Raw genomic sequence first — 12,725 nt, forward strand, 5'->3', positions numbered from 1 at the left:
TAAGCCGTAAGCTATAAGAAAAGACTCTTCGCAGACTGGCGTGAACTGGCTAAGTGGGAGGGACGGTTCGACGCCTCGACTTCAGCTCCGGTTCGACGCTTCGACGAAGTAGCGCAAAGCGCTACCCATGGGGCGCCTTCGTCGAAGCGTCAAACCGCCGGCAGAGCCGGCCTCCCACCATAAAGCCTGAAACATGTTCACGCTAAAGTGCGAAGAACCTAAGAAAAACCCCAAGGCTCTGAACTGAGCCTTGGGGGTTTGTCACTTACAGCTTAAAGCTTACCGCTCCCGAGCCCGGCGTAGCCGGTCAAGCGAGGGTGGCAGCCGTCACATTGGCCGCCGGGGCCTGGGTGGAGACGTGACGGTTGATGGCGCTCATCACCGCCTTCATCGATGCCGTGGTGATGCTCTCGTCGATGCCCACGCCGAACACCGCCTTGCCGTCGAGACGCACCTCCACATAGGCGATCGCCTCGGCGTCGGCGCCCTGGCCGCGGGAGTGCTCGTGGTAGTCGATGATCTCGACATCGTGCCCCTGGGCCGCCAGGGCCCGGATAAAGGCGGCCAGCGGACCGTTGCCCTCGCCGCGAATCACCTGGCGCTCGCCGCCTTCGGTGACCTGGGCCTCCAGATGCACCCGGGGGCTGTCCGGCTCGGAGGAGAGCCGGTGGTTGACCAGCGCGAAAGGCGCGGTCTGCTCCACGTATTCGTCGGCAAACGCCTGGTAGATCATCTGCGAGGTGATCTCGCGACCGGTGCGATCGGCCACCTCCTGCACCACCTGGCTGAACTCGATGGAGAGCCGCCGCGGCAGTTCGATCCCGTGCTCCTGCTCCAGCAGGTAGGAGACCCCGCCCTTGCCCGACTGGCTGTTGACCCGGATCACCGCCTCGTAGCTGCGCCCCACGTCCATGGGATCGATGGGCAGGTAGGGCACCTCCCAGACTGCCTCGGGATTGGCGCGACGCTCGGTCATGCCCTTCTTGATGGCGTCCTGGTGAGAGCCGGAGAAGGCAGTGAACACCAAATCGCCCACGTAGGGGTGGCGCGGGTGCACCGGCAGCTGGTTGCAGTACTCCACCTCGCGCATGATCGGCGTGATGTTAGAGAAGTCCAGCGCCGGGTGCACGCCCTGGGTGTAGAGGTTCATGGCCAGGGTGACGATATCCACGTTGCCGGTGCGCTCGCCGTTGCCGAACAGCGTCCCCTCGACCCGATCCGCGCCGGCCATCAGGCCCAACTCCGCCGCTGCCACTCCGGTGCCGCGATCGTTGTGCGGGTGCAGGCTGACGATCAGGCTGTCACGGTTGTTGACATGGCGACAGAACCACTCGATCTGGTCGGCATAGTTGTTGGGGGTGGCGGCCTCCACGGTGGCCGGCAGGTTGACGATCATCGGCGCCTCGGGCGTCGGCCCATAGGCGGCCATCACCGCCTCGACCACCTCTACGGCGAAGTCCATCTCGGTGGTGGTGAACAGCTCCGGCGAGTACTGGAAGGTCCAGTTCGTCTCCGGCGCCTCGTCCATGCGCTGCTTGATCAGGGTGGTGGCGTCCACGGCGATTTGGGTGCACTCGGCCTTGTCGACGTTGAACACCACCCGGCGGAAGACCGGGTCGGTGGCGTTGTAGACGTGGACGATGGCGTTCTTGGCCCCCTTGAGAGATTCGAAGGTGCGATCGATCAGGTGCGGACGCGCCTGGGTCAGCACCTGGATGGTGACGTCATCCGGCACCTTGTTCTGCTCGATCAAGGCGCGCACGAAGTCGAAGTCGATCTGGGAGGCCGAGGGGAAGCCCACCTCGATCTGCTTGAAGCCGATCTTCACCAGCAGGTCGAAGAGACGCTGCTTGCGCTCATGGTCCATGGGGTCGATCAGCGCCTGGTTGCCATCGCGCAGGTCGACGCTGCACCACAGCGGCGGCGTCTCGATCCGCTGGGCGGGCCACTGGCGGTCGGGCAGGTCGACGGCAACGAAAGGACGGTACTTGGTGGCGGGGTTATCGAGCATCATGGCGGCATTCTCCCTGGCTGGCGGTGGGGCAGTGATCGGTTACGGTCGATTCGATGACGACACGAACGGCAACGCCCCGACGGCCGGAGCCGGTCGGGGCGTTGCGGTCGAGCGAAACGGGCGGGCTGCTCGGCATCGCATGGGCGAAGCGGCCGACGGCAGCGGCGCGGACTCTCATGGGGAAGACGTTAGCTGTGACTGACATGGTACCACCTCGTTTCGATCTGGACAGTGGCAATGCAGGCGGCATTGCCCAGCGCGCTCAAGAGCGGGCTAGTAGTCGTAGATCGAGGTCGAGGCGGTACGCTGTCGTGTTCATGGCTACTAGAGAATCAGCCTCGGGCCTCTTTGTCAACTCCGGACGCGGCCCGCTCACCCAGCATGGCCTCCATTCGCGTCAACTGACTGCGCAGCTCGCGCACGTCATCGCGCAGGCCATGGAGCTCGGCGGCCTCCCCCTCGCCGGTCTCCAGTTCGATGGCCAGGCTCTCCTTCTGCATCACGTCGAGCACGATGCCGATCATCATGTTGAGGAAAATGAAGGCGTTGAGAAAGATGAACGTCAGGAAGTAGATCCAGGCGTAGGGGTAGTGCTCCATGGTGGGATAGAGCACCGCCGTGGCCCAGCTCTCGAAGGTGGCCACCTGAAACAGCGTCAGCATGGCCAGCGAGATATTGCCCCACAGCTTCTCATCGACGCTGGCGAACAGGAAGCTGCCGATGGCCCCGTAGATGTAGAAGATGATGAACATCAGCAGCGCCACATAGCCCATCCGCGGGATCGACTTGAACAGCGCCACCATCAGGATGCGCAGCTCCGGGATCATCGACACCAGGCGCAGCACGCGGAAGATACGCAGCAGGCGCGCCAGCAGCACCATCTCTGAGTCGTCCATGGGGATCAGGCTGGCGGTGACGATCAGGAAGTCGAAGACGTTCCAGCCCTTCTTGAAGAAGTCGCGCAGGCGCCTCTCCGCCGCCATGCGAATCAGGATCTCCACCAGGAAGAACACCGTCACTCCCACGTCGAAGACCAGCAGCAGCTGCTCGAAGCGGGTGGTCTCCTCGTAGCGTCTTGGCACCGATCAGCAGCGCCGAGAGGATGATGATGGCGATGACGACGGATTCGAACAGTTTGTTGGCGCGCAGCCGCTCGAAGCGGTCGCGCCAGGTCTCGAAGCGGGTGCTCATGAGCATATCGGTCGGCGCTGGCGTATGCGTCCCCCAGGGGACGCCTCGCGGGAAGTGGATGACGGGGGCGGATTATCGCCGATTGCCGCCGGTGGGCAAAGTATTGCCGCCCGCCTCAGGGAGAAGCGGGCGCCAACGAGAGACAGGGGGATCAGGTGGTGAGTTCGACGGGGTCGAGAATACCTCGCAGGGCCTGGGCGTGGGCGGCCGCCTCGCGGCCGAGTGCGGTGAGATAGCCGCCGTCGGTCTGGGTCACCAGGCCCTTGGCATGCAGTCGCGCGACGGCCGCCACCGCTTCGGGTGCGGCGGTGCCGGCGTGCACCTTGATACCCTCCTGGGTGGAGTCCGGGTTGAACAGGCAGAGCAGATTGAGCTCCTCGAGCTGTTCGGCGGTGAAACGCGTTTGGGGCATGGCGACCTCCGGGTCCGATGGGGTTCCCCGAAGGTAAGCCACAATGGGGCCGACGACCAGCCCCGTCGCTCGCCTGGGCTATTCGTCCTCCAGATCCACCTGGCGATAGCCCATCAGGTAGAGCACGGCGTCGATGCCCAGCGTCGAGATCGACTGGCGCGCCTGGCTGCGTACCAGCGGCTTGGCGCGAAAGGCGATGCCGAGCCCGGCCGCCGCCAGCATCTTGAGGTCGTTGGCGCCGTCGCCCACGGCGATGGTCTGCTCCAGGGTCAGGCCCTCGCGCTCGGCGATCTCGCGCAGCAGCTCGGCCTTGCGGCTGGCGTCGAGGATCGGCTCGCGCACCTCGCCGGTGACCTTGCCGTTCTCGATGACCAGTTCGTTGGCGTGGATCTCGTCGAAGCCGAGCGTCTCCTGAAGGTGACGGGCGAAGTAGGTGAAGCCTCCGGAGAGGATCGCGGTGCGATAGCCCAGGCGCTTGAGATGGCGCATCAGGCGCTCGACGCCATCCATCAGCGGAAGCTCCTCGGCGATCTCGGCCAGCACCGCCTCGTCGAGTCCGCGGAGCTTGGCCATGCGCTCGCGGAAGCTCTGCTGGAAGTCCAGCTCGCCGCGCATGGCGCGCTCGGTGACCTCGGCCACCTCCTCGAAGACGCCGTGGCGCCGGGCCAGCTCGTCGATCACCTCGGCCTGGATCAGGGTGGAGTCCATGTCGAAGCAGACCAGGCGGCGATGCCGGCGCCAGATGGAGTCCTCCTGGATGGCGATATCGACGCCGTGCATGGCGCCCAGCGCCAGGGCCTTCTCGCGCAGGGCGTCGAGGTCGACCTCCTCGCCGCGCAGCCAGCACTCCACGCAGGCGCCCTGGGTGTGGTGGTCGCGGGGCACGCCGCCGTCCAGGGGCTCGCGACCGGAGAGGCGGTGGATCAGCTCCACGGTGAGACCGTGCTCGGCGGTCAGCGCCCCTACCTCGGCCAGGATACCGGCCGGGAGATGCGGCGCCAGCAGGGTCAGGATCAGCCGCGGCTGGCTGGCCTGCACGCTCCAGCGCTGGTAGTCCTCGGCACCGACCTGGATCGCCTGGACGTCCAGGCCCAGGCTGGCGCCGGCCGCGCTGAGCGCCCCCTCCAGGTCGCTGTCGTGGTCCAGGCCCACCAGCGCCTCCAGCGAGACCATGCCGAAGGTCACGCTCTGGTTGATGTCGAGCAGGCGGGCGCCGCTGCGCGCCATGGCCTGGCCCAGGCCGGCCAGCTGGCCGGGTCGTGCCGCGCCGGTGGCGCGAATCAGCAGTCGTCTTGTCATGTTAACCTCAGTTTCGAGCCGTAAGCTATAAGCTGTAAGTAACCCCATGATAGGCCTGTCTTTTCTTACAGCTTACGGCTTAAAGCTTATAGCTCCCCTTCAGGGGCGAGCCGGTCGACCTTCTGCAGGCCGCGGGGCAGCTTGCTGCCGCGGCGGCCGCGCTCCCCGCGATAGTAATCCAGATCGGCCGCCTTGAGGGTGAGATGCCGCTTGCCGGCATGGACCACCAGGCTGGCGCCGGCGGGCAGCACCACCAGGTCGCGCACGAGCTCCTCACGCCGCGCCGCCCGGGCGCCGGGGATGTCGATCATCTTGTTGCCCTTGCCCTTGGCCATCTCGGGCAGCTGGTCGAGCGGAAACACCAGCAGCCGCCCCTCGTTGGAGACCGCCGCCACCCAGCTATCCTCGCCCTCCGGCACCGCCACGGGCGGCAGCACACGACAGCCCTTGGGCACCGTGAGGACTCCCTTGCCGGACTTGTTCTTGCCGGTCAGCGCCTCGAGCCGGGCCACGAAGCCGTAGCCGCCATCGCTGGCGAGCAGGTAGCGACTCTCGGGTGGAGCCAGCATCAGGCCCGCCATATGGGCGCCAGCGACGACATTGACCCGCCCGGTGACCGGCTCGCCCTGGCCGCGGGCGCTGGGCAGGTTATGGGCGGCCAGGGTGTAGGCGCGCCCGGTGTCGTCGAGCAGCACCAGCGGCTGGTTGGTCTTGCCTCGAGCGGCCAGGGCGAAGCGATCTCCCGACTTGAAGGCTAGCCCTTCGGGGTCGATCTCATGGCCCTTGGCGGCCCGAATCCAGCCCTTCTCGGAGAGCACCACGGTGATCGGGTCGGCGCCGAGCAGCTCCACCTCGGAGAGGGCCCGAGCCTCCTCGCGCTCCACGATGGGCGCGCGGCGGGCATCGCCATGCTCCTGTCCGGCGGCGCGGATCTCCTCCTCGATCAGGTCGGTGAGCGCCGCCTCGTTGCCGAGCAGCTCCTGGAGCCGCTTGCGCTCCGCCTCGAGCTCCTCCTGCTCGCCGCGGATCTTCATTTCCTCGAGCTTGGCCAGGTGGCGCAGGCGCAGCTCGAGGATCGCCTCGGCCTGGCGCTCGGAGAGCCCGAAGGCGGCCATCAGGGCGGGCTTAGGGGCGTCCTCCTCGCGAATGATCCGGATCACCTCGTCGATATCGAGGTAGGCGATCAGCAGCCCCTCGAGAATATGCAGGCGATCTTCGACCTTGCCCAGGCGGTGCTCCAGGCGCCGGCGCACCGTGGCGCGGCGAAAGCGCAGCCACTCGCCGAGCAGGTCGGGCAGCGGCATCACCCGCGGCCGGCCGTCGAGACCGATCACGTTCATGTTGATGCGGATGTTCTTCTCGAGGTCGGTGGTGGCGAAGAGGTGCGCCATCAGCGCCTCGATGTCGACCCGGTTGGAGCGCGGCTCGATCACCAGACGGGTGGGCTCTTCGTGGGTCGACTCGTCGCGCAGGTCGGCCACCATGGGCAGCTTCTTGGCCTGCATCTGGGCGGCGATCTGCTCGAGAATCTTGGCACCGCTCACCTGGTAGGGCAGTGCCGTGACCACGATGCTGCCCTCCTCCATCACATAGCGCCCGCGCAGCTTCACCGAGCCGCGCCCGCTCTCGTAGACCTTACGCAGGTCGGCGCGGGAGGTGATGATCTCCGCCTCGCTGGGAAAGTCCGGGGCCGGCAGGTGCTTGATCAGATCCGCCGTGGTGGCCTCGGGGTGGCGCAGCAGGTGGCAGGTCGCGTCGACCACCTCGTTCACATTGTGGGGTGGGATGTCGGTGGCCATGCCCACGGCGATGCCGGTGCCGCCGTTGAGCAGCACGTGGGGCAGGCGCGCCGGCAGCACCACGGGTTCGCTCATGGTGCCGTCGAAGTTGGGGGTCCAGTCCACGGTGCCCTGACCCAGCTCGGCCAGCAGCACCTCGGAGAACTTCGAGAGCCGCGCCTCGGTGTAGCGCATGGCGGCGAAAGACTTGGGATCGTCGGGGCTGCCCCAGTTGCCCTGGCCGTCCACCAGCGGGTAGCGGTAGCTGAAGGGCTGGGCCATCAGCACCATGGCCTCGTAGCAGGCGCTGTCGCCGTGGGGGTGGAACTTGCCCAGCACGTCGCCGACGGTGCGCGCCGACTTCTTGTACTTGGCGTTGGCGTTCAGCGCCAGCTCGCGCATGGCGTAGACGATGCGCCGCTGCACCGGCTTCATGCCGTCGCCGATATGGGGCAGCGCCCGGTCGAGAATCACGTACATCGAGTAGTCGAGGTACGCCTTCTCGGTGTATTCGCGCAGCGAAAGGCGCTCGACGTCGCCCTCCGCCACCTGGATATCCATGGTCATGGGATTGGGCCCTATCTGCCATCATGGAAACTTCGCGGGCCGTGGCCCGCACGATACGTTCTGGAAGAGCTGTAAGCCGTAAGCTTTAAGCTGTAAGTCACCCCATAGCTGCACCGGTTTTTCTTGGTTCTTCGCAGACTGGCGTGAACAGGCTATGTGGGAGGGACGGTTCGACGCCTCGACTTCAGCTCCGGTTCGACGCTTCGACGAAGTAGCGCGCAGCGCTACCCATGGAGCGCCTGCGGCGCCTTCGTCGAAGCGTCGAACCGCCGGCAGAGCCGGCCTCCCACCATCAAACCTGCCAAACATGTTCACGCTAAAGTGCGATGACCCTTTTTCTTACAGCTTACAGCTACAGGCGAAGCCTGAATGGCTTACAGCTCCCGGCGAAGCCGGGTCAGACCTCGATGTCGGCGAGATTACCGTAGTCCTCGAGCCAGCTCTTGCGGTCGGCGGCGCGCTTCTTGGCCAGCAGCATGTCCATCATCTCCATGGTGCCGTCGCCGGCCTCGCGGGTGAGCTGCACCAGGCGGCGGGTCTCCGGCGCCATGGTGGTCTCACGCAGCTGCAGCGGGCTCATCTCGCCCAGCCCCTTGAAACGCTGCACGTTCACCGTGCCGCGCTTGCCCTCCAGCTGGCGCAGGATCGCCGCCTTCTCGCTCTCGTCCAGGGCGTAGAAGACCTCCTTGCCCCGGTCGATGCGGTAGAGCGGCGGCATGGCCACGTAGACGTGGCCGGCGTCCACCAGCGCCGGGAAGTGGCGCACGAAGAGCGCGCAGAGCAGGGTGGCGATATGCAGGCCGTCGGAGTCGGCGTCGGCGAGGATGCAGATCTTGTGGTAGCGCAGCTTGGAGAAATCGTCGCTGCCCGGGTCCATGCCGATGGCCACGGCGATGTCGTGGACCTCCTGGGAGCCGTAGATATCGTGGGACTCCACCTCCCAGGTGTTGAGTATCTTGCCGCGCAGCGGCAGGATCGCCTGGCTCTCGCGACTGCGCGCCTGCTTGGCGCTGCCGCCGGCGCTGTCCCCTCCACCAGAAAGAGTTCGCTCTGGGCCGGGTCCTGGCCGGAGCAGTCGGCCAGCTTGCCGGGGAGCGCTGGGCCGGCGGTGACCTTCTTGCGGGCCACCTTCTTGGCGCTCTTCTGGCGCCGCTGGGCGGCGCTGATGACGAGATCCGCCAGCGCTTCGGCCTGGTCGACGTGGTGGTTCAGCCACAGCGAGAAGGCGTCCTTGACCACCCCGGAGACGAAGCCCGCCACGGTGCGCGAGGAGAGGCGCTCCTTGGTCTGGCCGGCGAACTGGGGGTCGAGGAGCTTCACCGAGAGTACGTAGGCGACCCGCTCCCAGAGGTCGTCGGCGGTGAGCTTGACGCCCCGGGGCAAGAGGCTCCTGTATTCGCAGAACTCGCGCAGTGCCTCGAGCAGCCCCGAGCGCAGCCCGTTGACGTGGGTGCCGCCCTGGGGGGTGGGAATCAGGTTGACGTAGCTCTCCATGAGCGGCTCGCCGCCCTCCGGCAGCCACTGGATCGCCCAGTCCACTCCCTGCTCGTCGTCGGCGAAATGCCCCACCAAGGGCGAGGCGGGCAGCACCTCATAGCCGTCGGTGGCCTGGGCCAGGTAGTCGCGCAGGCCGTCGGCGTACTGCCAGACGCTCTCGCTACCGTCGGCCTCCACCAGGGTGACCTTGAGCCCCGGGCAGAGCACCGCCTTGGCGCGCAGCAGGTGCTCGAGCCGCCCCAACGCCAAACGCGGACTGTCGAAGTAGCCGGGATCCGGCCAGAAGCGCACCAGGGTGCCGGTGGCACGCTTGGCGACGCTGCCGATGACCGTGAGCTCCGAGGCCTTGTCGCCGTGCTCGAAGGCCATGGCGTAGCGGTTGCCGTCGCGCAGCACCTCGACTTCCAGGCGCCGGGAGAGCGCATTGACCACCGAGACGCCGACCCCGTGCAACCCGCCGGAGAAGCGGTAGCTCGAGGCGGAGAACTTGCCGCCGGCGTGCAGCCGGGTGAGGATCAGCTCGACCCCGACGACGCCGTGTTCCGGGTGCAGGTCGATGGGCATGCCGCGACCGTCGTCGGTCACCTCGATGCCGCCGTCCTCGAACAGTCGCACGCTGACCTCGCGGGCATGGCCGGCCAGGGCCTCGTCGACGCTGTTGTCGATCACCTCCTGGATCAGGTGGTTGGGGCGGCTGGTGTCGGTGTACATCCCGGGGCGCTTGCGCACCGGGTCGAGCCCAGAGAGTACTTCGATTGAGCTGGCGCTGTACTGTGTCATGCGTCGTCCATATCCAGATCCTGATCGGGAAGGCGCCCGGGCGCCAGACGGTGGCCACCGTGGGCGAAGATCGCCGGGAGATAGTCGGCCAGCACGTCAAAGCCGTGGTCGCTGCGCGGGTGCACGATGGTACGCGCGCCGCGGTAGAGAGCGAAGGCCTGGGCCGGGTCCAGGGTTTCATCCCGGCTGCCCAGCAGCAGCAGGTAGCGCTCGGGGGCGGTGATATGCTCGGGCGTCAGGGCCTCGAGCTCCGCCAGATGCGCCTCGCCTACCGTGAAGCGCTCGCCGCTGTCGTGATTGACGAAGGCCTCGCCGACCCAGCCCGCCACCAGCGTCGCCGGCCGCACCGCCGGATTGATCAGGGCGGCGGACAGGGCATGGCGCTCCGCCAGGCAGGTGGCGAGAAAGCCCCCAGGGAGCTGCCGGCCACCAGCGGCGCCGGCCCCAGGCCAGCCAGCAGCGCCTCGGCCAGGGCGAAGGCCGCCCCGGGCCGATGGGGCAGCTGCGGGGTCTGGCAGGGCACTCCCAGCCTGCGGCAGGCCGCCCGCATCAACGCCGCCTTGGGCGAGCCGGCACCGCTGTTGAAGCCGTGCAGATAGAGCAGGCCGCTGGCCGGCGGGCAGGCATAGAGTGGACTCAGCATACCCAAAACCCTGTATGCATGACCAGTCTTTTCGGAAAGTCACTCATGATTGGCGTCTTCCGCCCGCCAGACCGCTTCGACCAGGGCGCGGGTCGAGGCGTCCATCCGCTCGTGGTCGCTGCGGCTCTCGAGGATGCGCTGGGTCTCGCCGGCGATCTGCTTGCCCAGCTCCACGCCCCACTGGTCGAAGGGGTTGATGCCCCAGATCACGGCCTGCACGAACACCTTGTGCTCGTAGAGGGCGATCAGCGCGCCCAGCGTTGCCGGCGTCAAGCGGTCGAGCAGCAGCGTGGTGGAGGGCTGGTTGCCGCGATAGTGCTTGTGTCCCGGCCGCTCGCCGGGTTCGTCGATGGCCGCGTCGCCCAGCATCAGCAGGCGCGACTGGGCGAAGCAGTTGGCCAGGGTCAGGCGATGCTGCTCCATCAGGTGATCGCGGGTGTCCGGGTCGGGCACGTCATCGTAGCGCACAAGCGGGGCGATGAAGTCGCAGACCACCGGCTGGGTGCCCTGGTGCAGCAGCTGATAGAAGGCGTGCTGGGCATTGGGGCCGAGCTGGCCCCACAGCACCGGACAGGTCGAATACCCGACCTGGCGACCTTCGAGCGTCGACGACTTGCCGTTGGACTCCATCTCCAGCTGCTCGAGATAGGCGGCGAAGTACGCCAGACGGCCGTCGTAAGGCAGGATGGAGTGGGCGCGAATATCCAGGAAGTTGACGTTCCAGATGCCCGCCAACGCCAGCAGCACCGGCAGGTTGTCGGCCAGCGGCGCCTCGGCGAAATGCCGATCCAGGGCGTGGGCGCCGGCCAGCAGGTCGCGGAAGTGGGCCATGCCGATCACCAGGGCGATGGGCAGGCCGATGGCGCCCCACAGCGAGTAGCGTCCGCCGACCCACTCCCAGAATTCCAGCTGGTTGGCCTCGGCAATCCCCCACTCGGCCATCTTCTCGGGGCTCGCCGAGACGCCGATGAAGTGCTGGCGCATCACCAGCGCCTCATCGATGCCCTCTGTCCCGGGCTGCACCAGACGGGTCATCAGCCAGTCCCGCGCCGTGCGGGCGTTGGAGAGGGTGTCGATGGTGGTGAAGGACTTCGAGGAGATCACGAACAGCGTGGTCTCAGGGTTGAAACGGGTCAGGTAGTCGACCAGCTGGGAGCCGTCCATGGTCGAGGCGAAATGCACCTCGACGTGATGGGCATCGGCGGGCCGATAGTCGGCCAGGGCGTGGGTGACCATCAGCGGCCCCAAGTCGGAGCCGCCCACCCCCAGGTTGACCACGTCGTGGATCGGCCGCCCGGTAGCCCCGCGCCACTGGCGGGCATGAAAGCGCTCCACCATGGTTTCCATCCTGTCCAGGGTGGCCTGCACGCCGGGCACCAGGTCTTCGCCCGCCACCGTCAGCGAGGCCTCCGGCGGCAGCCGCAGGGCGGTGTGCAGGGCCGGGCGGTCCTCGCTGACGTTGACCCGCTCGCCGGCCAGCAGATCGCCAATGGCCTCGGGCACGCGCGCCGCCCGGGCCAGGTCCAGCAGCCGTGCCAGGGTCTCGTGGCACCAGCGCTGCTTGGAGAGATCCAGGGTCAGCCCGGCGGCATGACGGGTGAAGGCGAGCCCCCGCTGCGGATCGGCGAACAGCTCGCCCAGATGACGCCCACGCACCTTGTCCGCATGCGCCGCCAGGGCCTGCCAGGCGGCGGTCTGATCGATCGGAAGGTGGCTCATGCGGTGACTCCTCGGTATCCAGTCGTGCAGAGGGGCCGCGACACGCGTAAAATAACGGCCAACCTGCATTTTCGGCATTCCCATGAGTGACGCATCTTACCGTGACGCGATCTTTTCCACACCCCTGGACCGGGTCGCGCGCTTCTCCTTCGACGAGCGGGTGGTGGCCTGCTTCCCGGACATGATCCGCCGCTCGGTGCCCGGCTACGGCCAGATACTGGGCATGCTGGGGCTGATCGCCCAGCGCCACCTGCGCCATGGCGCCCACGTCTACGACCTGGGCTGCTCGCTGGGGGCGGCCGGCCTGGCGCTGGCCGGCAGCCTGCCGCCGGAGGCCTTTCGCCTCACCGGGGTGGACCTCTCGCCGGCCATGGTGGCCCGCGCCCGGGAGACCCTGACCGCCGAATGCCCCGACCACGCCATCGAGGTGATCGAGGGCGACATTCGCACCCTCGACTACCGCCCCTCGGGGATGATCGTGCTCAACTTCACCCTACAGTTTCTGCCTCCGGCGGATCGCGACGCCGTCATCGCCCGGCTGTACGAGGCCCTGGAACCGGGCGGCGTGCTGGTGCTGTCGGAGAAGGTGGTTGACCCCGACGAGGCCGACAACGCCTGGCGGGTGGAGCGCTATCACGATTTCAAGCGTGCCAACGGCTACAGCGACCTGGAGATCAGCCAGAAGCGCACCGCCCTGGAGAACGTGCTGTTACCGGACAGCCTCGAAGGGCACCGCGCCCGCCTGGCACGGGGCGGCTTTCCGCGCTCGCTGACCTGGTTTCAGTACCTCAACTTCGCCTCGATGATCGCCTTCAAGCGCTGAGG

General features: G+C 67.2%; 6 protein-coding genes and 3 pseudogenes. 1 reads left to right on the plus strand and 8 read right to left on the minus strand.

Annotated features, from left to right (window positions below; all coding sequences use genetic code 11):
- Positions 1-307: 307 nt before the first annotated feature.
- The 8 genes and pseudogenes from leuA to pgi form a co-directional block, all read right to left on the minus strand.
- Positions 308-2,014, minus strand: coding sequence for a 2-isopropylmalate synthase (leuA, locus tag ACSJDS_RS16805; protein ID WP_473034240.1), 1,707 nt, complete (start codon positions 2,012-2,014; stop codon positions 308-310).
- Between the two features lie 332 nt (positions 2,015-2,346).
- Positions 2,347-3,205 (minus strand): annotated as a pseudogene (locus ACSJDS_RS16810) (ion transporter).
- A gap of 151 nt (positions 3,206-3,356) precedes the next feature.
- Entirely contained in the window at positions 3,357-3,617 is a 261-nt protein-coding gene (locus tag ACSJDS_RS16815) for a TIGR02647 family protein (protein WP_473034241.1), read from the minus strand.
- A gap of 78 nt (positions 3,618-3,695) precedes the next feature.
- Positions 3,696-4,916 carry a phosphoserine phosphatase SerB gene (serB, locus tag ACSJDS_RS16820; RefSeq protein ID WP_473034242.1) on the minus strand — a complete coding sequence of 407 codons (1,221 nt, stop codon included), beginning with the start codon at positions 4,914-4,916 and terminating at the stop codon, positions 3,696-3,698.
- Positions 4,917-5,002: 86 nt separating this feature from the next.
- Entirely contained in the window at positions 5,003-7,261 is a 2,259-nt protein-coding gene (parC, locus tag ACSJDS_RS16825) for a DNA topoisomerase IV subunit A (RefSeq protein ID WP_473034243.1), read from the minus strand.
- Positions 7,262-7,658: 397 nt separating this feature from the next.
- Positions 7,659-9,538: pseudogene (parE, locus tag ACSJDS_RS16830) on the minus strand (DNA topoisomerase IV subunit B).
- A pseudogene (locus ACSJDS_RS16835) lies at positions 9,535-10,181 on the minus strand (YqiA/YcfP family alpha/beta fold hydrolase). Before ACSJDS_RS16835 ends, parE begins: the two co-directional pseudogenes overlap by 4 nt.
- 39 nt (positions 10,182-10,220) lie before the next feature.
- A complete protein-coding gene (gene pgi, locus ACSJDS_RS16840) occupies positions 10,221-11,900 on the minus strand; it encodes a glucose-6-phosphate isomerase (protein WP_473034244.1) in 1,680 nt (559 codons plus the stop codon).
- A gap of 82 nt (positions 11,901-11,982) precedes the next feature.
- Here pgi and cmoA point away from each other — a divergent pair, with 82 nt between their 5' ends.
- Positions 11,983-12,723: a carboxy-S-adenosyl-L-methionine synthase CmoA gene (gene cmoA / locus ACSJDS_RS16845; RefSeq protein ID WP_473034245.1), complete on the plus strand. Its 741-nt coding sequence runs from the start codon at positions 11,983-11,985 to the stop codon at positions 12,721-12,723.
- Positions 12,724-12,725 lie beyond the last annotated feature (2 nt).

The organism is Halomonas sp. SL18_1 (assembly GCF_055755715.1).